The organism is Paenibacillus sp. FSL R5-0912 (assembly GCF_000758605.1).
Taxonomy (GTDB): domain Bacteria; phylum Bacillota; class Bacilli; order Paenibacillales; family Paenibacillaceae; genus Paenibacillus_AQ.
On record NZ_CP009282.1, the window covers coordinates 6,378,209 to 6,399,125 of the forward strand.

At 49.1% G+C, this 20,917-nt stretch carries 18 protein-coding genes; 10 read left to right on the forward strand and 8 right to left on the reverse strand.

Annotation, left to right across the window (positions count from 1 at the left end):
- Positions 1-67: 67 nt before the first annotated feature.
- Positions 68-403, forward strand: a complete 336-nt coding sequence (locus tag R50912_RS26840) for a helix-turn-helix domain-containing protein (RefSeq protein ID WP_042239196.1) — start codon at positions 68-70, stop codon at positions 401-403.
- A gap of 162 nt (positions 404-565) precedes the next feature.
- On the opposite strand, the gene R50912_RS26845 is transcribed toward R50912_RS26840, so the two are convergent.
- Positions 566-3,334, reverse strand: a complete 2,769-nt coding sequence (locus R50912_RS26845) for a TrlF family AAA-like ATPase (protein ID WP_042239199.1) — start codon at positions 3,332-3,334, stop codon at positions 566-568.
- A 271-nt stretch (positions 3,335-3,605) separates the two neighbouring features.
- On the opposite strand from R50912_RS26845, the gene R50912_RS26850 reads away from it, so the two are divergent.
- On the forward strand, positions 3,606-3,824 hold the full coding sequence (locus R50912_RS26850) for a hypothetical protein (RefSeq protein WP_042239201.1): 219 nt from the start codon (positions 3,606-3,608) through the stop codon (positions 3,822-3,824).
- A gap of 183 nt (positions 3,825-4,007) precedes the next feature.
- On the opposite strand, the gene R50912_RS26855 is transcribed toward R50912_RS26850, so the two are convergent.
- Together R50912_RS26855 and R50912_RS26860 are read right to left on the reverse strand one after the other, a co-directional pair.
- A complete protein-coding gene (locus R50912_RS26855) occupies positions 4,008-4,835 on the reverse strand; it encodes a hypothetical protein (protein WP_042239204.1) in 828 nt (275 codons plus the stop codon).
- Between the two features lie 193 nt (positions 4,836-5,028).
- The gene (locus R50912_RS26860) at positions 5,029-5,211 is read right to left on the reverse strand and encodes a helix-turn-helix domain-containing protein (RefSeq protein WP_042239206.1); all 183 of its coding nucleotides are present in this window, start codon (positions 5,209-5,211) and stop codon (positions 5,029-5,031) included.
- A gap of 476 nt (positions 5,212-5,687) precedes the next feature.
- Here R50912_RS26860 and R50912_RS26865 point away from each other — a divergent pair, with 476 nt between their 5' ends.
- The 3 genes from R50912_RS26865 (at position 5,688) to efeB (ending at position 9,702) form a co-directional block, all read left to right on the forward strand.
- Positions 5,688-6,665, forward strand: coding sequence for a LacI family DNA-binding transcriptional regulator (locus tag R50912_RS26865; RefSeq protein ID WP_042239207.1), 978 nt, complete (start codon positions 5,688-5,690; stop codon positions 6,663-6,665).
- A 758-nt stretch (positions 6,666-7,423) separates the two neighbouring features.
- Positions 7,424-8,347, forward strand: coding sequence for an iron uptake system protein EfeO (gene efeO / locus R50912_RS26870; RefSeq protein ID WP_042239209.1), 924 nt, complete (start codon positions 7,424-7,426; stop codon positions 8,345-8,347).
- A 5-nt stretch (positions 8,348-8,352) separates the two neighbouring features.
- Positions 8,353-9,702: an iron uptake transporter deferrochelatase/peroxidase subunit gene (gene efeB / locus R50912_RS26875; protein ID WP_042239212.1), complete on the forward strand. Its 1,350-nt coding sequence runs from the start codon at positions 8,353-8,355 to the stop codon at positions 9,700-9,702.
- Between the two features lie 130 nt (positions 9,703-9,832).
- Here the strand turns inward: efeB and R50912_RS35340 are convergent, their stop codons facing one another.
- Positions 9,833-10,252, reverse strand: a complete 420-nt coding sequence (locus R50912_RS35340; RefSeq protein WP_156123358.1) for a hypothetical protein — start codon at positions 10,250-10,252, stop codon at positions 9,833-9,835.
- Positions 10,253-10,317: 65 nt separating this feature from the next.
- Between R50912_RS35340 and R50912_RS26880 the strand changes: the two genes are divergently transcribed.
- From R50912_RS26880 to nagA, 4 genes are all read left to right on the forward strand, one after another.
- Complete coding sequence (locus R50912_RS26880) at positions 10,318-12,165, forward strand: FTR1 family iron permease (protein WP_042239214.1); 1,848 nt, start codon at positions 10,318-10,320, stop codon at positions 12,163-12,165.
- Between the two features lie 1,044 nt (positions 12,166-13,209).
- Positions 13,210-14,088, forward strand: coding sequence for a MurR/RpiR family transcriptional regulator (locus R50912_RS26890; RefSeq protein WP_042217199.1), 879 nt, complete (start codon positions 13,210-13,212; stop codon positions 14,086-14,088).
- Positions 14,088-14,816, forward strand: a complete 729-nt coding sequence (gene nagB / locus R50912_RS26895; RefSeq protein ID WP_042239218.1) for a glucosamine-6-phosphate deaminase — start codon at positions 14,088-14,090, stop codon at positions 14,814-14,816. Before R50912_RS26890 ends, nagB begins: the two co-directional genes overlap by 1 nt.
- A complete protein-coding gene (nagA, locus tag R50912_RS26900) occupies positions 14,804-16,015 on the forward strand; it encodes an N-acetylglucosamine-6-phosphate deacetylase (RefSeq protein ID WP_042239221.1) in 1,212 nt (403 codons plus the stop codon). The genes nagB and nagA overlap by 13 nt, the downstream gene beginning before the upstream one ends.
- Before the next feature lie 225 nt (positions 16,016-16,240).
- Here nagA and R50912_RS26905 read toward each other — a convergent pair whose 3' ends face one another.
- Positions 16,241-17,197, reverse strand: coding sequence for a YhcN/YlaJ family sporulation lipoprotein (locus R50912_RS26905; RefSeq protein ID WP_042239224.1), 957 nt, complete (start codon positions 17,195-17,197; stop codon positions 16,241-16,243).
- A 187-nt stretch (positions 17,198-17,384) separates the two neighbouring features.
- Here R50912_RS26905 and R50912_RS26910 point away from each other — a divergent pair, with 187 nt between their 5' ends.
- Positions 17,385-18,455, forward strand: coding sequence for a glycosyltransferase family 4 protein (locus R50912_RS26910; RefSeq protein WP_231637722.1), 1,071 nt, complete (start codon positions 17,385-17,387; stop codon positions 18,453-18,455).
- Positions 18,456-18,517: 62 nt separating this feature from the next.
- Here the strand turns inward: R50912_RS26910 and R50912_RS26915 are convergent, their stop codons facing one another.
- The 3 genes from R50912_RS26915 to R50912_RS26925 are packed head-to-tail and all read right to left on the reverse strand — an operon-like array spanning position 18,518 to position 20,881.
- Entirely contained in the window at positions 18,518-19,561 is a 1,044-nt protein-coding gene (locus tag R50912_RS26915; RefSeq protein ID WP_042239230.1) for a glycosyltransferase family 4 protein, read from the reverse strand.
- Positions 19,558-20,280 carry a glycosyltransferase family 2 protein gene (locus tag R50912_RS26920; protein WP_042239233.1) on the reverse strand — a complete coding sequence of 241 codons (723 nt, stop codon included), beginning with the start codon at positions 20,278-20,280 and terminating at the stop codon, positions 19,558-19,560. Before R50912_RS26920 ends, R50912_RS26915 begins: the two co-directional genes overlap by 4 nt.
- A 25-nt stretch (positions 20,281-20,305) precedes the next feature.
- Entirely contained in the window at positions 20,306-20,881 is a 576-nt protein-coding gene (locus R50912_RS26925) for a class I SAM-dependent methyltransferase (RefSeq protein ID WP_042239235.1), read from the reverse strand.
- Positions 20,882-20,917 lie beyond the last annotated feature (36 nt).

Genomic DNA, 20,917 nt, shown 5'->3' on the forward strand with positions numbered 1-20,917 from the left:
TCAATTTCTTCTTATCTCCTTTAAATCCCAATTTTTGTCGCGTATAATTATAATTAGGGGGTGTTCCATGAGAACATTGGGGCAACAGGTTAGAAATATGAGGCTTCAAAGAAATATTGGGTTAAGTGACTACGCTCAAGAGCTCGGAGTGTCTACAGGCTATCTTAGTAATTTTGAGACTGGTAAAACTGAAACAATACAATTAACAATCCTTGAAAAAATACTTAATGACCTGGGACTTGGGAGCTCGGACGTAGAAGTAGATTCAGCAACTGAGCAGCAATTAAATCGAATTAACTCCTTGCTCATAAAATTATATAATGAATCACCAGAGGCATTTCAGTATTTCACTAACAATTTAGAACAAGGGATTGAGTTATTTAACAAACCTAGTAATAAGTAGTATGGTTAATAAAGCGAATGTTATTCATATTAATGAAAAGTTATTTCATATTTATGAAAAAAGAGCCCGTATTCGTTTAATTCGAATTCGGGCTCTTTTTGATATTTAATTTTATAATGAGATGTAATGATTTGAAGAACAGCAAATTATCATCAATAAATATTAAAACGAATATTTTTCTCTTCTTCTCTTGAACGCCTCCTCCGAACCTTCCATGATATGTAAAACAGTATCCCTAACAAGAGGTGTCTCCAGTCCTCCTTCAGCTCTAACTTTTCCCTTTCCCATATTGGCATAAAGAGAATATACAAGTTCTGAATCACCATTTACAGGAATATTCGCATTATGTGTCGATACAATAATTTGTCGCTTGAGCTTTACATTACGAAGTAAAGGCACCAATTCGTTATATATAAAGTCAGAATCAAGTTCATCTTCAGGTTGATCAATGATAATAGGATTATTACCATGTGCAAATAGTAACGCAAGTAGTGCAGTGTTTTTTTGGCCATCGGAAAGCCCATTATCCTCCCATGACCCAGCACGGGTATTATCACTCCTAAATAATGTAATATTAACTTTATCGTTTACTCGAGTTCTCTGTAAGCTTTGCCAGTATTCAATTTGATCTTCTTCAAGATACTTCTTTAGCTCGACGTGTAATGTTTTAACTTCATCCGATGCGATAGTAGGATCAATTAGCCATTTGTTTAGTACTTCCCAAGGGCTAGACTTATCTGACTGAATAAAACAATTGAAAATAGATAATCCAATATCTTCCCAATGCCTACCCAGTCGAGTGTTTCCTCTCAATTGTGGAGGAGAATCCCAAATTTCACAAAAATGATTTTTATCTTGACAGTAATAAATATCTACAGTTATGAAAGCTTGTCCCGATGCAACTGTTGGAATAGAACCTGAACTTAGTATGCCATCAAGTTTGCTCCGCTTTAATTCTGTTTGAGCTTTCCAATTAAGATGGAGATTATCTAAACTAATATATAAATCCTCAATACTTTGTGAAAGAGTTTCTAGGAGCGCTTCTTTTTCATCTAATTGAGTATTTTTCTCGCTTAGATTGGCTTCCAACCCTCTCAATAGTTCAAGCTCTTCAGGCTTTAGTCCTTGCTGTACACAAGCGGATAAAAAGTCCATTTCTGTTTGTTGAAATGCTCTTTGTACAAGTTCCCATTCATCATGTTTGATGGTTAATTCATCTATCTTATTCGAGTAACTTAGAAGAGCAGATTCAATCTCAGACGAAAGTTTAAATTTCGCGTCAATCAACCCTTTATTAAGATCACTAAAATAACTACTCTCTATCCACTTTTGTTCTAGCAATTCTGAATGAGAATCTTTGAATTCTTTAGTTGTATTAGTCCAGTTTTCAAGTAAACACTGTGTCTCAGAAAGTATTTCAGCTATATAAGCATTTGCTTGATTAGCCTGCTTTTTCCGCTCATTCTCAGTGTTTACAGCCACAAAAGAATCCCACTGTCTTTGCAATTCATTTTTCTCCTGGATGATTATTCTTCTGTCCGATTTTGTTCGTTCAAGCCTGTTACTTATCTGAAATAGCTGGTTTATTTTAGATGTTAATTCAAATTCATTTGATTTTAATTGAGCAAGGTCCACACCTGACAAAGTATCTATGAGTGTTGAAAGTGAACTCTGTTGTTGAGCTATATTTGATAGTTCTCTTTGACTATAAATTTTCACATTCATGTTCTTTAATACTGCCGTGGGCTCTTCCACATCTCTACTTATAATCCTTGGTAAAGTTCCACCATCTATTTTAAATTCTATTTTATCGATCAGCCCGTTCTTGTCTTCCCAAACTAATTGAAGTAAAGAGTTTCCTGTTAAAGTCTTCCGAACTCTGTTTAATTGCTCATTAGTCTCATCATTAACGTGACTTGTGCACAATCTTATGTACTCAAGAATTGAAGATTTACCTGATCCACGCCCACCAATTATACAATTGAGATTAGGTGAAAAATTTATTTCTTGATCATCAAGAAATTCAGTATTAGATAATTTAATCGAAACTATTTTATCATGACGCACATCATTTTGAGGAGACTCTGACTGCAAACTAATTCGATCTGTATCTAAAAAGGATTGTTTAAGTGACTCTATACATGGGTGTGACATCTTAATCCAAGTTGCTCTTTTCCCTATGAATCCTTTTTCTCCTTCATTAAGACGGTAAGCATCTGAAGACATAACTGCAGCAATTCTTCTTTCTCTTCTCCACTCCCTATGACAGTTAGAATCCGCTGATATCATCCGTTGCCAATTTCTCGATAATTTCCCAAGCGGTTTTGGCACTTCCATTGCTAGCAGTTCTGAATTAAGGAACATCTCCCTTTGGAAATATTCCGAAATGAAGCTATCATTTAATAAACCACTCTCTGCCAGTGGGTGTGCCGCAATTATTAGTCCATCATTATCGTTTTGTACTTTTCTAACAAGTTCCTTAAAAATAATATCCACAGGAACAATGTTACCGTCTATAACACGCCTATTTCTAATTAAACCTATGTTTGACACTAAATCATCAATGTCTTGGAGAGATTTATCATAATTAAAGATACACAGAAGATGTACTCCCAGGCCCTGTGATATTTCTATCTCAAACCCAGGAAATATCACTATTTCTTCTTTTTCGACTTGTCTTGCTATTACTCGGTTTCTTTCTTGCATCATTTCCAAATATGCCCGTCCAATAAAATTATGATCTGTGACACAAATAATATTTAAATCAATCTCATAACAACGCTTTAAATATAGATCTACTGAATTAATGAGTTGTTCTTGTGTATGCTCTGCGGGTAGATAGGCTGGGTCATCGTGACACCAATTATGACAATCTCCTGGTGTTTGCATTTGAAAGTCGCATTTAAGCCAATTCATTCCTTTGTATGACATTTTCACCCTCCTTTTGTAGATTCAATTATAATTGAAAAACATAGTTCGAGCGATAAATTATATACATGTTTCTTGCTTTTTTATTTTTTTGTCAATCGACTCACTGACTCTGCAATTAAATCCAAAACAATGTAGAATCTCTAAGTCAAAAGTAAAATTTTTACATGCCCCGTGAAAATAAAATAATGTATTTGTTTCTCTATCTCACGGAATGGTTAGAATCCCCATGGTATAATTGCATCAAAACCTTCGTTAAGGAGAGTGTGTTAGTATGTCTTGGGCAATACCAAATCATAAAAAAAGCTACACAGAAGCAGAAATTAAAATGTTAGACTGGATTACCACTAAAATTGCTACTTCTGAAGAAATGACAGCAATCGCCCCAACTATAGCAGAAGCAATGGGACGTGGTGAAGGGGCAATAAGGCAACAAATTGAAGATCGAAAGCAAGCATCTGGAGATAAAAACTTCTTTTGGGCTCAAACGTAAGTTAAGAAATACAAAAAGAGGTCACTTCATACAAGGAAGTGACCTCTTTTTGTATATTCATTATAACATTATTTCACTAAACACTCATTATATGGTTCTAATCACTCCTATAACATATCCCTCATTAAAGAATTGTTCTTTGATACAGAAAGAACCATTATTATATTTCTCTTATGTAATATTTTAACAATTTATATTAGTATGTATTTCCCAATCAACTCCCGTTGAGAACTTTTTCTTTTCATAATCCATACAATCTATATAAAGTGGGGACTCAGCAAGTATTGCAAGAACTGGTGTGGAGACACGAAGCCTATCCGAGCTTTTAATATCATTTATGACTACGATAGGAATATTTATTTCTTCCTGATTTACAACAGTTTTTTTTAATTGGATATTTATTACTGGGTTTAACCTATAGATAAGAAGTGGTTCAATTAAATTAAGTATTTTATCACGGTAACTAGAATGAAACCATTCAAGTGGCATTTCAAATTCTATTTCCCTCTCTGTTTGATTTATAAATTCATGTATTTTAATCACTAAATTTACTTGAGCCATATAAATTTTCTTATCACCTTCCCATATTGGATTATGTAACTTAGTTGTTGCATTGTGTCCATTTTTGAATCTGGCTTTTGTTGAGTTCGTTTTACCGATATATGCAATTTCCTCAGTTAGTAGCCTTAGTGAGGAAACTTGGCTTAACCCTAGTTTTATTGCTGTCATAAAGTAAATCGGGTTAAAGAACTTATCTTCAGAAGGGACCTTCGACAACTTCTGTGATGTAATATTTCCCGCGTCATGTATCCTATGTATCTCCTTAATCTTTAAAACGTACTTCAAAATAGTTGGCTCACCATTAAATCGAAAGTTACCTCGGAGTCTCGAAAAATCTTCTTCAGTAAACCTTACAATCCTGTCACTGTTTTCATAATAACTAAGCTGAAGATCAGGGACTTGATTATTCTCATGTGTTGCTAATACTTCACAGTGATATTCCCATGACATTACATCTAACCTCCATCAACATTGTATAATAATGTATTTTATAATAAACTATTATATCTAAGTTTCATAGAATATAAGATATAATGCAAAAAGTTATTAATCATAACTTCAAGATATTCTGTTACCAATTTTCGATGTCAATCTCCTGATAGAACATTTGTAGTTATCTCCACTTACAACATCATTATTATAATCAAGTTAATGCTATCTGTATTTCAAACCACATCTCATTGGAGATGTGGTTGCGGACGGTTTTTTCGCTAATGAATAACAGTCCGGCAATATCCCGTGTAGTTTTGTCCTGCACTAGAAGCTCGAATACTTCGCGCTCACGATGCGTCAACAGAAATTTGCTATGATGTTCGTTCCCTTTCAATGGTGTCACCCCTCCTTGCTCTGGGTTTGTTTGGTATAACAAGGTAAAGGGATACAGTCAAACCATACTATGTGGGGGGGCAGTTAATGGTGCTGTTGCAGCATTAATTTGGGCGGGGACAAACGCGGATCATGGACAACCAAAGCGTTCTTGACCAAAACGCATAATAAAAACGGCTTCAGCTCCTACCTTAGGGGCGTCATCCGTTGGGGAAAAGTCTATAGAAAGCACGCTGCTAAGTAATAATTAGGCAGAAAATGTTGCTGGAAATCCGTCCGCCCGCAGCGTTAAGCCGCAAACTTTACCGGTCCGTCACGCCCTTTCGGTCACGCCGGCTTAATCCGGTAAGGCTGCTTACAACCCCAGTGTAATTTATGAAATGGATTCCATAGCAAGCTTTTTTATATGCGAAAATGTAAAAATTTCTATGGTAAAATAAAACCATTCGAATTCTGACTCGGAGGGCAGCATACGCCATGGCTAATATTAAAGAAATCGCCCGGATTGCCGGAGTTTCCGTAACGACTGTCTCGCGGGTGCTGAATAATCATCCTTATGTCAGCAAAGACAAAAGAGCCACCGTCCTCGATACGATTGAGCAGTTAAACTACACCCGCAATATGAACGCCGTCCACCTGATTACCGGGCGTACCGGTGCAGTGGCGGTGATCCTTCCGTATATCAATGCTTTTTATTTCTCGATTATTATGAATGGCCTTGCTCATGAGGCACTGCTCGCGCAATACCGGCTGATTCTGTGCCAGAGCAATTATTTGGCAGATGAAGAGATTAAAGTCTTGGAGATGCTGCGCAATAAAGAAATCGATGGTGTGGTCATTGTATCGACTGCGCTCAAGCCTGAATTGATTGAGGAGTATACCGCGTACGGTCCAATTGTAACCTGCCAGGACAGCGGGCAGCGCCGTTATTCCTCTGTATATATTGAGCATTATGCAGCTTTCCTGCAGGGGCTGCAGTATTTGAAGGGTAAAGGGTACCGAACCATCGGCTATTGCGAAGGCAGGCAGAATGGCAGCAGCGCCTCTATCCGGCAGACCGCTTTTCGCGAATTCATTGCTGAGCACCAGCTGGTTTTTCAGGAGGAATGGATGATCTATGACTGCACGACGGAAGAAGACGGAGCGGCTGTAGCACGGTCGCTGCTGGAGATGCCGAAGCGGCCTGAAGCTATGATTATTACGGGAGATCATGTGGCAGCCGGACTGATGATTGAGGCGCGCAAAGCGGGTCTCAGCATCCCCGGAGACCTCGCGGTTATGGGCTTCGATAACCAGCCGATCGGCCGTCTGCTCGGGATCACCACCATAGATAACCACCTGTATGAGATGGGTGCATCCGCCTTCCGCATTATTCATGAGCAGATTCGCTCAGACAACCCTGACCCGGTCTACCGCAAGCTGGATTACCGGATTATTGAGCGGTCCACGGTGTAGAATAAGTAATCTGCGCTCACTGCTTGTTGCCGCAATAGTTGTGATAGGCATATCCAATATGCGCTCAAAGTTATACTCGTCCTAGCCAAGCGGTCAATTGCCGGTGGGTAGGCGGAATAATTCGTGCTGAGTTAATCCAGCGTTGTCACGAATGTTTTAAACTTCAATGTGCGGAAAGTTTAAAAAACATTGCGTATACCAGGCATTCCGCCGGGGATTACGCTGTTGTCTCTGGGACACCCGGCAGCAGAGCGAGCTTAGATTAAGATCATTAAGTTTTGCTTCGCCCTGTAAAGGCATTATGTTGTACGTAGTGCAACTCCGGTTCATGAATGCCCGGGTGTCCGGGAGGAATGTTGTACGGAATACAGGAATTCCCCCGATCTTCTGCTGGAACAAGAGGAATTGTTGCCTTTTCTACAACAATTCTTGAGTTCGGCCGTTGTTATTAGTAAATTGTTGTATTTCGTGCAGGAATCAAGTAGAAACAGTAACGCTGTCCGTTTAGAGGACGGTACCGTTTCAGCGAGAAATAGAAGGATAAGTTATCCGGTGAAACATATACACTCTTTTGTTTCAAATAAACAAGCTGCGTCTTCCGCCTGTCGGGAGGCGTTTTTGGTGTTTTATTTGTGCGAATCCGCATGAATATGATAATTATCACATTTTTATTGACAGGTACGGTATAGAGATTTATGATAGGTCCATCATTGATAACGATTATCATTTACATAAAGAATAAGGGGTGTTCCAACAGAATGAAGATTGGTTATGCAGTACCCGCGGGTTTGCTTGCGGCTTCCCTCCTGTTTGCCGGCTGTGCAGCCAAAGATAACAATAATAATGGCAACAACGGCAATAACAGCCATACCTCCGGGAATAATGCTGCTGCCCAGACGGGCAATGGGTCAACCGGCGCACCGGCCGCAACTGCAGCTTCAACTGCTGCCGCTACGGCGGATTTCACCACGGCTATCGACGAGTACCGGAAATATGTAATTGAACAATGCGACGAATTCGTGAAACAGACTGAAGGCTTCACCGATGCGGTGAAAGCAGGCAAGCTTGAAGAAGCCAAAGCACAGTATGCTCCGGCACGCATGTATTATGAACGGATTGAGCCCATTGCTGAAGCGCTCGGAGATCTGGATCCCAATATTGATGCCCGCGAGAACGATGTTGACGCTGCGGACTGGCGCGGCTTCCATAAGATTGAACAGGCCCTCTGGCAGAACAATACCACAGATGGAATGACTGATGTTGCGGACCGTTTGCTGAAAGATGCGCAACTGCTGCGCGCCAAGGTGGAAACCGCTGAGATTGATGCCAATCTGCTCGTTACCGGAGCCGTAGAGCTGCTGAATGAAGTATCCTCCTCCAAAGTAACCGGTGAAGAGGAACGTTACTCCCATACGGATTTGTATGATTTTGTCGCCAATGTGGAAGGTGCCCAGAAGATCTATGAGCTGCTGAAACCCGAGCTGGCCAAAAAAGACCCTGCGCTGGAGCAAACGATTGGCGAACGGTTCACCGCACTGCTGAATGAGCTGGCGCCGTTCAAATCAGGTGATGGCTACGTTTCCTACGAAACGCTGAAAGAAGATGAGGTTCGGAGGTTAAGCCAGAATCTGGATGCCTTAGCTGAGCCTCTATCCAACATGGGAACTATTCTGGGAGTGTGACCGTTATGATAAAGAAAGATAAGACTTCCAGGGAAACTCCCGCTACAGAGAGCGGTCTCTCTAAGGATGCTTCTAAAGATCAGCTATTATTCGATAAAAAACTAAGCCGCCGCGATATGCTGCGGCTTACTGGCGCCTCCGGCCTCGGCCTGCTGCTGGGCGGCGGCGGGGTAGGCGGCATTCTGGCGGCACGCAAAGCAGCCGGGCAGCCGGGACAAGCAGTCTCTTCCCCACAACTCGCGGGAGCGGACATTATTCCATTCTACGGGAATCATCAGGCGGGAATCATTACGCCTGCGCAGAATTTCCTGTGCTTCGCTTCATTTGATCTGACAACAACCAAGCTCAGCGAAGTCAAAAAACTGCTGGAGGCCTGGACTACCGCCGCCGCTGCCCTTACTTCCGGTACGCTGATCGGCAGCGTGAATGACAATCCCAATCTTCCGCCTGCCGACACAGGCGAGGCAGATGGCCTTACCCCCTCCAAATGTACACTTACCTTCGGGGCCGGTCCTGCCTTCTTTGACAGCCGGTTCGGGCTGGCTCCGAAACGGCCAGCCTCCTTCACCGATCTCCCGGCATTCACGGGAGACAGCCTGGAGCCGCAGTGGTGCGGCGGCGATCTCTGTGTGCAGGCCTGCGCCGATGATCTGCAGGTGGCGTTCCATGCCATCCGTAATCTGGCCCGCATCGCCCGGGGCACAGCCGTACTGCGCTGGACGCAGGAGGGCTTCCAGCGCACCGGCAGCGCCGACCCGGCAGGCGGCACACCGCGTAATCTGCTCGGCTTCAAGGACGGCACGGGCAATCCCGACGTCACCGATGACGCCGAGATGCGGAGTGTCGTCTGGAACGGAAGCGGCGATGGCCCCGCCTGGATGAATGGCGGCACGTACCTCGCACTGCGCCGTGTGCGGTTCCGCATTGAGATCTGGGACCGCTCTACGCTGAGCGATCAGGAAGCAACGTTCGGGCGTCACCGGCAGAGCGGCGCTCCGATTGGAGCCCGGGATGAATTCGCCGAGCTGAATCTGAAGGCGGCGGATGCCAGCGGCAAGCCTGTCATTCCGCCGGATTCCCATTCGGCCCTCGCCCATGGGGATGGTTCAGTCAAAATGCTGCGCCGCTCCTACTCCTATTCCAGCGGCATGGATCTCAAGACCGGACAGCTGGATGCAGGACTGGTATTCATCAGCTTCCAGAAGGATCTGGTGAAGCAGTTCGTGAGCATTCAGCAGCGCCTCTCGAAGAATGACCGGCTGAATGAATATATGGTCCATACCGGCAGTGCCGTATTCGCCTGCTTCCCCGGTGTAAGGGAAGGCGGGTATATCGGGGAGTCGCTGCTGGGGTGAGGTACATTGGAAGCACTGCCCGGATTCAGTATGTGGGATAAACGCTGAATTTTGGTGCTGGATATATCCGGGTGCGTAAGGTTGCGCAGTGTGACCAGAAACAGCGGGATGAACGATGAGGGACGGACGTTCAGGGACGGATGTTCAGGGACAAATAATGCAGGGCAGACTGGAGATTTGAGAACAGGATGTGTGACGGGGAAATTGCGGAAAGAAACGGAGCAGCGGCGGGATTGAGTACATGGAGGGGCGGCTGGCAGCTGGCACGGCGGCAAACGGAATCAGGCAAAATGTTGCACTGGGTACAACTCGAATACCGAGTTTCCTGCCAATTTGGACGGATTGTTGCATGAAATACAACAATCGCTTCGTTTACCAGCCTGGAACCGGTGGAATGCTGCATTTCATACAACAATTTTAGCTTAGGGGCAATATTTGAAAAGAAATGTTGTATTTGGTGCAGGATTGTTAGCGGAGAATCAGGTACAACAGCTGCTGCCGCCCCGAAGTCCCACTGTTCACTGCAGTAACAACCACGCTTCAGGTTCAACTCTTAAGTCCGCCTTCTATAGAGGAAAGATAATAGCATGCTTATTCGCGAAGGGAATGATCCCGATGATCATAACGGTTAAAATCAGTCCATGGCGGCAGATCCAGGCAGCGCTGCTGCTGATCTGCCTGCTTCTGCTGCTGACCGGCGCGCCGGCTTCTGCGTCAGGCGCGCCGCTCGATGAGCTGCTGCCGCCTGTAGGCAGCGCGCTGGTGGAAGCCGGCCAGAGCCGCTGGGACGCGGCGGCGGCCGATGTGGAATCGTTCGCGGCGCTGTGGCGCAGCGCGAACGAAGGCACGCCGGACCCGGCACTCGCCGGTCCGGCAGCTGAAGTCGACGCCGCGCTGGCAGCCGCGGCGCAGGCCCTTGCGGCCGGCGGCGGAGCGCCCGCCAAGGCCGCCTTGTCCACGCTCGCCAGAAGCGTGGACGCGTACGTCACCGCCGCCCCAGGCGTGGACGCGTACGTCACCGCCGCCCCAGGCGGGGGCGGCGGTGACACGGGCGCCGCCGGCCGCGCAGCGGCGGCGAAGCTGCTGCCCGCGGCGGAGCGCACGCGGGATGCGGCGCGCAGCGCCGACTGGACGGCGGCGGCGGAAGCCTACCGCGCCGTCGTGAACGGCTGGACGCCGGCGGAGCGCGGCATCCGCGGGGACAATCCCGCCGTCTACGGTCTGCTGGAGACGAAGATGAGCCTACTGCGCATTGCGCTGCAGGCTGAGCCGCTCCGCGAAGAAGCCGCGCTTGCGGAATCTGAGGCGCTGGTTGCGCTGCTGTCCGGCTACAGCGAGGGCAAGGCGGTCGATACCGGTGGTGCGGCAGCGGAGCCCGCCTCCATTGAAGGGCTGATCAGCTACCTGAACCAAGCTTCAGCCTCAGCCAAAGCCGGAGACAGTCCGGCAGCAGCCGCGGTAATGGAGCAGTTCATCACGGCTTGGCCTTCAGCAGAAGGTGCCGTACAACTCGCCTCACCCAAGGTCTATGCCAATATAGAGAATGAGAGCACCGCCGTCACCGGCTATCTGCTCTCCGATCCTCCGAAGCTTGCCGGTGCGCTGGAGATCATGGACAATATGCTCGCCGAGCTGACTCCGCTGGCCGGAGAACAGACGTATACCGCGTGGGATGCGGCACTCATTCTGCTGCGTGAGGGGCTCGAAGCGATTCTTGTGCTCGCCGCACTCCTTGCTTATATGCGCAGGGAAGCAGAGCCCGCAGCCCGGCGCTGGGTCTGGTCCGGGGCTGCTGTGGGGCTGGCCGGAAGCATCGGCATCGCCGTGTTGTTGACCTATACCATCTCGCAGGCAGCCTCCGGGGGAGCACGTGAGCTGATCGAAGGCATTGCCGGGCTGGTTGCCGTGGTCATGATGCTCACCGTCGGCCGCTGGCTGCACGGTAAATCCAATACGGCTGCCTGGAATAAGTATGTGGACCGCCAGATGCAGGGTGCGCTCGCCAAAGGCAATCTATGGTACCTGTTCTTCATCGCTGCGCTGGCCATCCTGCGCGAAGGAGCGGAAACAACGATTTTCTACGCAGGCATGGCCCCGGCCATTGCCACATCCCAGCTGCTGCTCGGGATTGGCGGCGCACTTGCGGTACTGATCGTTCTGGGCTATGCCATCATTGCCCTGAGCGCCAAACTGCCGATAGCCGCCTTCTTCCGTACCGCCACAGCGCTGATCTATTATCTCGTGTTCCGCTTCCTGGGTGAGAGTATCCATGCGCTCCAGGTAGCCGGCAAAATACCCGCACATGCAGAGAGCAGCCTGCCTTCCATCGGCTGGCTCGGCCTGTACCCGACCTGGGAGACCTTTGTGCCGCAAATGCTCATTCTCGCTTTCATCCTCTGGGAGCTGCTTCGCAGCAGACAAGCTTCCCGCAGAATGCGCACACCAAACCGGCTAACCAAATAAACAAACGAATTAAAAAGCCGCAAACTGCTTGAGTGACCTCAAACACAAACACGCAGTTTGCGGCTTTTGATTCTCCGGTTTGCCCTATCAGATTATCCCGCGAACCAAGCACAGAAGCACCGGGGCTTGCCGTTCCTAATTTTCCAGTCCGGCACATTACATTCCCCCTCTAATCTCTAACCGGCTCTCTGTCCTCTGCTTCTACCCTCTTTCTCTCTGCCCTGCCCTCTTTTCTCTGCCCTACCCTCTTTTCTCTGCCCCTGCCCCTGCCCTCTGCCACGCTCTGCTTACTTTCTGCCTATCCTTCCTCCGCAATTGTTTACTCTAACGTACATTCAGCCCTCCCTCCCTGTTGTACCCTGCCTGCAAAGGAGAATTAAGTGGAAAAACGTCATCTAATAATGGAAGCAACCCTGTTTGCAGTATCATAGTTGGAATAACAACACTTAATTTCACTCAAATAGGAAACAACGAAGATATGAGTAGAATTAAGTAACATAAATCCACTTAAATTCAAAAAAAAGCAGAATATAACTGGTTTAGATAACGAAAATCCAACTAATTTCCCGGCGGGCGGTCGTGTCTCCAGCAGATGCATTATCGGCACATTTCCAGCAAACGCCCTCTTCGGAGAGCCGTTCCCAGACAAGCGCATCTCCGGCGGACATATCTCCAGCAGACACGCTTACATCAGACGACCTCCGGCAGGCAGGTCTACGACTAGGTGCGTCCCGGCATACGCGTCTACGCCATATACATTTCCAACTGGCTCCCCTCCGGCGGACATATCTCCAGCCCGGCATGGCTCCCGCGCACTTAGGGCAAACTCACTATTGCATCCTTGAGCGATTTGTTTTATTCTGATTATGAAAATAATTTTCTTTATTATTTGTATATTTGTTAAAATAATTTCAGATATCATTTCAGCTTCACTGCTCATCTATTCCGCAACACACAGAAATCAGCGTCAGCTTTAGCGCAACATAAGTACAAACAAACTACAGGATTACAAAGGAAAGAAAAGAAAGAAAAGAAGGTGAGTACTTGTCTCCAATTCTGCATGCCCTGGAGCATGACAAGCCCAAGCTGTCGCAAATGGAACGCAAGCTGGCAGAGCGCATACTGGCTTCTCCTGGGGAAATTGTTCATATGGGGATTACGGATCTGGCCGAAGAGTGCGGCATCAGCCCGGCAACCATTACGCGGTTCTGCAAGGTGCTGCATTTCAAAGGGTTCCCTGATTTCAAAGTCAAGCTGGCGGCTGAGCTCGCCCATAGCGACGCTTCGCCGCAGGATGGCGGCTCCTCTTACCAGGATATCGTGGCCGGCAACCCGCTGCCGTTCATTGTGGAGGCGATGCAGGCCAATCATCTGGCCTCCATCCGGGATACCACCTCACTACTTGATCTCGGACGGCTGCAGAGCGTGATCGATCTGCTCTGCCGGGCACGGCGGGTGGATCTGTACGGAATGGCGACCTCATCCATTGTCGCCCAGGATTTCTATCAGAAGCTGATCCGCATCGGCGTGAACTGCACGGCTTTTGCCGATTCGCATATGCAGATTACTTCCGCTTCCTCGCTCGCGGCCGGTGATGTCGCGTTTGCGGTTTCTTATTCGGGTGAAACCCCGGAGACGATCGATGCGTTAACCTGTGCTGCGGCAAGCGGCGCGGCGACTGTCTCATTAACCTCATACGGAAGCAGCACACTGGCAACACTTGCCGATATCCCACTGTTCTCTTCCTCGCTGGAGCAGGGAATGCGGCGCGGCGACATGGCATCAAGAATTGCCCAGCTGCATATCATCGATATTCTGTTCACCGGCATGGTCAGCACCCGGTTCGGGGATTTCATTCCCAAGCTGGAGCAGTCGTATCTGAATGTACAACACTACCGTCATAAACGGGGAGGACAATCTTAATGAATATTTTGAAATTCCAGAACGAAGAAGATTTAGCAGTAACCGGGGCGAACCTGATTGCCAGCCTGCTGCAGAGCAATCCCAAGGCCGTGCTGGGTCTGGCTACCGGAAGCTCTCCGGTGGGCGTATACGCGAAGCTGGTGGAGATGCACCGCAAGGGCATTGTGAGCTTCGCCAAAGCCTCCTCCTATAACCTTGATGAATACGTCGGTCTGCCCGTAGATCATCCGCAGAGCTACAGAAGCTTCATGAACGAGCATCTGTTCAATCATATCGATATTGACCTGGCCCGCACCCATGTCCCTAACGGAAATTCGCCGGATCTGGATGCCGAATGTCTGGCTTATGACCGGATGCTGGAAGATAACGGTCCTGTGGACCTGCAGATTCTCGGCATCGGCAGCAACGGCCATATCGGCTTCAATGAGCCGGATGCCAGCCTAAGCAGCGGCACGCATGTCGTTGACCTGCTGGAGGAAACACTGGAAGCGAATGCCCGTTTCTTCGATAAGCTGGAGGATGTGCCCCGGCAGGCCGTAACGATGGGGATCGGCGGTATTCTCAAGGCCAAGCAGATTGTACTGCTGGTGCGCGGAGAAGAGAAGGCGGAAGCGGTAAAAAATGCGCTGGAGGGTCCAATCACTACCCAATGCCCCGCCTCGCTGCTGCAGAGTCATCCGAATGTAGTGGTCCTGCTTGATAAGGGAGCAGCAAAATGGCTGAAATAAACGTTTCATCCGCTGAACTGCTGTACGGCAAAGTACTTACTCCTGAAGGAGTCATCCAAAAGGGCGTAATCGCCGTCTCCGAAGGCTTGATCCAATATGCCGGGGAGGCCGCCTGGCTTCCGGCAGCCTATGCTAACTGGCAGAAGGGGACTTCACCTGAGCCTGAAGGACTGCTAATTCCCGGATTTGTTGATGTACATGTGCATGGGGGAGCCGGTCATGACTTCATGTACAGCGATGCGGATTCACTGGATACCATTACACGCTTCCATGCTTCGCAAGGCACAACATCTATGCTGGCTACAACTATGACTGCCGCCAAGGATGACATTGACCGCGTGCTGTCTGAAGTGAATGCTTATCGTTCCGCTGAAGGCGGCATGCCTTATGCCCAGCTGGCAGGCGTACATCTGGAAGGTCCGTTCATCAGCCCGAAATGGCCCGGGGCTCAGAATCCCGGGCATATTGTTCCGGCCAATACATTATGGCTGGAGGAATGGGAAGCCCGGTATCCGGGGATGATTCGCCAAGTTACACTGGCCCCGGAACGTGAGGGCGCTCTGGAAGCTATCCAGTGGCTGCGGAAGCATGGAATTACGGCAGCGCTCGGCCATACGGATGCCTCGTTCGAAGAGGTTATCGCCGCTGCAGATGCCGGCCTAAACCAGGCTGTGCACATGTTCAACGCCATGACGCCGCTGCATCACAGGAAGCCGGGAACTGCAGGTGCCGTCCTGTTCGATCCGCGCATCCGCGCGGAGGTTATTGCCGACGGCATACATGTTCATCCGGCAACGATCAGTATTATCGCCCGGCTTAAGCACGAACATAACCTGCTGCTGATCACAGACGCCATGTCGGCGACCGGACTCAGCGACGGGGAATACGCCATCGGCGATTTGCCCGTTATTGTCAGCGGCGGGATTGCCACGCTGAAGGAGCATCCTGAGGCTCTCGCCGGCAGTACACTGACCATGATCCGCGGCTTCCGCTATCTGGTTCAGGAGATCGGCCTAAGCCTGCAGGAGGCCTCACAGGCAGCAAGCCTTACCCCTGCGGTGTCGCTCGGCATGCAGCGGTCTATCGGCTCGCTGGAGGCAGGCAAACGCGGCGATATCCTGCTGCTGGATGATGAGCTGAATCTGCGCGGAGTGTGGATTGGCGGACGCAAGCTGGAGGCTGAGGCTGAAATCGGGTAAGCTGCGAGCTGTTTCTGCTGTTGCCCTGATCCATTCTATATATGTATAAGCAAGCCAAGCAGAACATCGGTCCCGGATTCGGAAGCGGTGGCTGCTTGGCTGTTTGTTTTCTGTGCTATGCTATGCCCTCATGCTGAATAAGCATCATATTCCTCTGGAATACTAGCCTAATTGAGACAGGGCAGTTTACTTAATGCTTAACGCTTCACCCTTAATGTTTAATGCTTAATACCCGCTGCGTGTAGGGAAAATCCGTTCGACCATCGTGCGGAATTCCTGCGCAAAGCCTTTAAGCGGATGCCCTGCACGGAATTCCTGCGCGTAATAATCTGCCCGCTCAACGAAATCGGGGTTGGCCGAGACATACACATTGTTAAGGTCTGTCTTCCCCTTTTTAACTTCTGCGGCGATTTTATCCTTCATGTCCTGGGTAAGCGTGTCTTTATCCGTAATCGCGGTTCCGTTACCCGGCGCCACATTGCGGATTCCAATGGTATTGCCCAGGCTTTCATCGATGTCGCGTTTCATTTGGCGTCCATCGACCATATTGCTGCGGGACATGATACCGTTGTTGCCGTTCCCCAGATAATTCTCCGGATCTGCAATGCCCGTACCACCTACAGTACCCGTACCTGTCATGCTTCCCGGAATTCCGGCAATAGAACCGCCTGTTCCTGTCATGCCCGGATTACCGGCTGCAGTTCCTCTACCGGTACGCATACTGTTATCCATTCCACCCATTCCGGCGCCTATCCCTGTTTCCAGTCCGCCTGCCGGTCTGCCCGTACCGCTCAGCATCCCGGATGTGCCGCTGCCGCCGGTACTGCCATAGCTGTACGACTGGATTCCCCGGGTATTCTTGGCATGGACTCCTCCGGACGCATCTTCCAGCATTACGGCTACATAGGCGCTTTTGCCTACCAGCATTACATTAGCTGAACGGACTTCCGGCATGGCCGCCACACGGTTCGCCAGTTCCTCGCTCATCTCCATACTGTCGAAGGAATTCGCACGCATTCCGTTCTGAGCAGCGTTGACGTGAATACGTCCGTCCGTCCCCCGTACATTTTTCGTTTCCACCGTATTGCCTGTTGCAGAGTTATTCGCACCGCATCCTGTAATACTCACCGCGCCCAGCAGCAGCGCAGCAGAAACCGTTAAACCGAATTTCGATCGTAACATCCGTTCATCCCCCGTCATAGAAAGTTAAGTGCAGCGTAACAAGCTTTAGCATGGCCTCTGCCCTGCCAAGCTATCCTGAAAGGATTTGGCACATCGCTCTTTAACCGTCACGTGTAAGTGAAACTTGGCGTATCTTATAAACAGCAGACTGTGTTTCTCCGCAGGGTTAATGTCAGGAGGGGTAATCTTGAAGGTTTTATTCACGTTTTATGTACCAAGCGGCGGGGTAGAGACACTGAACAAGCTGCGGTGTGAGAATCTTCAGAAAAGCGGCATCGAATGCCATGTGCTCTACCTCATGCCGGGATCCGGAAGCCACAACCAGGGGAACTTCCCGGTGTTTATCACATCAGAGGATGCAGGAATCAAAGCGGTGCTGGATACGCATAATTATGATGCCATTATTGTAACCTCAGACTATTTACTGCTGGAACGTCTGCGCCGGCTGGGGTATGACCGTATTCTGATATATGAATCTCAGGGACTTGGCAAGCGCAGTGATGCGAGGAATCTGATTATTGATGCTGTACCTTTTCTCCGCTCCTACTGCAATGCCGTACTGATTCCCCCCACAGATCATTTACTGGAGCTGTTTATCGAGATCTGTCCCTGGCTGCACCGGTATGTCATTCCCAACATTGTGGATGTGCAGTCCTTCCAGCATATCCCCGGTGAACCGCCCCGGGATCCGGTCATCGCCTGGGTAGGGCGGCTGGAAACCAATAAAAACTGGAGTGAATATCTGAAGGTCGCCCATCAGATCCGGCTCCACAAGCCTGATCTTCATCTCTGGATGTTCCACGATCCCGATCTCGCTGCAGATGACCAGAAGGAGCAATTTAACAGAGAGCTGCAATCCCTGGGTCTGAAAGGGCGCCTTAGTGTGTTCACAAACATTCCCAATCATATTATGCCGGTCTATTACTCATCTATCGCCGGTTCAGGAGGCTTCCTGCTGTCGAGCTCCATCACAGAAGGCTTTGGATATGCTGTAGCCGAGGCCATCTGCTGCACCTGCCCTGTACTCAGCACAGATTCTGACGGGGTCAGATCGTTCATTACCCATAACATTACAGGCAAATTCTATCCGATCGGCAATGTGGAAGCGGCTGTAAACGAAGGGCTGGAGCTGATGAACAACCTACCGCTGCGTGAAGCCATCCGCAGGCAGGGCCGGGAGCATATGGTATCCCGTTTTGGATTCGAACAGTATGCCCGATCCTTCCGTGAAATGTTGAATTCCTTCTCCATCTTCTGAAGGTAACGTGAAAAAGAACCCTCAACCCCGTACCGCTTCCGGGTTTTGAAGGTTCTTTTGGGTTATCCGCCCTGTTTAGATACAATCTCAAACAGCTCTGTCTGAAAGATCTGCATGCTTCTCTCCCAGGTGAAGCGCCCCGAGTCGAGCTCCCCTCTCGCGGACAGACGCTGACGGAGCTTTTTATTGTTAACAAGTGAAGAGACATCCTCGGCCAACCGGTTCTCGTAACGGTACGACATCAGGCAGTTATGCCCGTGTACACAGTATTCGAGATTGCCCCCGGAATATACGGTGACCAGCGCGGCACCGCAGCGCATAGCTTCCAGCCCCGGCAATGAGCCGGTGTCGTGGGTGCTGGAGCTGACAAATATGTCGCTCTCATTGTAATGATACGACAGCTCAGAATCATTGCCCGGAGTACGTATTTGAAACCGTCCATCCCCGAGCAGCGCCTGCAGCGTCTCTGAGGAAGCATATTCCGACGGGGGCGTAATAATATATATCTCCACTTCAGGATGTCGCTGTCTCACTATGTCCAGCTGCTGAAGCAGATAATCCTGTTCCCGGTGACTGGAGAACCCGCCCTCGGGACGGCGCATAATGGCCGAGACGACAATCTTGTTCCCGCCGCTGCCGCGTAAATGGGTATTTGTGAAAACAGGGCTTAGACCGATTGGAACAATTCTGCCCTTAATGCCATGATTAATCCGGATGATCTCCTGCTGCCAGCGCGAGAGTACAAGCAGGTTGCGGGTGATATTATAAGAGGCGAACGACAGATTGTTATTGGGTAAAAAAGTCGGCTCATAGCATAAGGCCAGCCGGATATGCAGCCCCTTGCCCTGTTCACTGGCCCGCTCTGCAACCGGCACCGTTGTATAGTAGTTGGAGATGATCACATCCCCGTATGGAAAATCATCTTCAGTCAGCATCGTTGCCGGTGCTGTAATAATGGGACATTTCATTTCATATTCCACAATGCCGTGACTGGGTATAAGCACAACCACCTCATGGCCGATTTCCGCCAGACGGTTGGCCAGCTCGGCCAGCATCCGTTGTGCACCGCCTCTGGACAACGTCAGAACCGGGAATGTCAGTCTCATTTCCCTCTCTCCTTTCTCAGCAGCTGCGTCAGAATGCCCTGATGTCTGCTCTGCACCAGAGCAATCTCCCGGTTCTGCGCTTCACTGTGTATGACAGAGCCCATTTCTTTGTGCACACGGTAATCCAGGAGCGGCTCCTCGATATAGGACCATTCATAATGCGGCAGGATACGCAGCCACAGATCATAATCCTGTGTATACAGGAATTTCTCGTTAAACCGTCCTACCTTATTGAAAATCTCCATGTCGAGCAGAACCGAGCTGCCGTTTACCGGACAGCCCGACATCATGGTCTCAATGAGATCGCCCCTGTTACGAAACGGCTTGCTCGTGACTCCTGCGAACCGCTCTCCGAGCTCATTGATATAGTAATAGGCCGTATGGCTGAAGGAGGTTCCAGAGCTGCGGATGGCTTCCATTTGCCTTTTGATTTTATCCGGGTGGAACAGGTCGTCAGCACTTAACCAGGCAAAATAAGCTCCGCTGGCCGCCTGGATTCCCATGTTGAGCGCCGAGGCAGTGCCGCCGTTGGTTTTGCGGATATACATTATATTGTCCTTGTAAACCTCAAGCTTCTCCAAATAGCGTGTAGAACCGTCATCGACAACGATCAGCTCAATGTCCGTGTAGCTCTGAGCCAGTACACTCTTCACCGCCAGATCCACATAAGGGCAATTGTAGAAGGGAATCACCACCGAAACCTTGGTTTTTGGAATCATGTGCTCATCTCCTTCCCGATTCGTTTTATACTGTTTTGCAGGCCAGCAGAGCATCCAGCGGTGCGTGATTCTCGCCAAACGCTTCACGGAATGAAGGATTCTCCGCATGATGGTAGCCTTTCAGAACGGTTACAGCGTAGCCCAGCTTCAGGAAATCCTCAGGCTCCCAGCCGCTCCAGTGCTTCTGGTAAACCTCTCCGTGCAGGTTGAAATGATCCGTTCCCTCCTGCGGGAAGAACCCCCGCGGCGTAAATACGACTACCCGGTTCGAAGCAATGATCTCCGCTTTCCGCAGCAGCTCCATGCCCTCTCTCATCGAGAAATGCTCCAGGGAATCAATCAGCGTGACCGCAGCGAATGTTCCCGGCAGAAACAGCTTATCAATATGGCTGGCATCGGCATGTACCGGAATGATATGCGGGGACTTGTATTTGCGGTGCAGCAGATAAGGTCTGTGGATATCCAGCCCCAGCACAACAGCCGCCTCATATCGTTCCAGCAGCGTACCGGTACCGCTGCCGATATCCAGGATACTCTCGGAGAATTTCAGCTGCTCCAGCAGGACCGGCAGAAAGTCTTTCACTTCTATTTCCCGGTACATATGCTTTCCCTCCTAAAAGTTCTGTGAGCCCGGCTT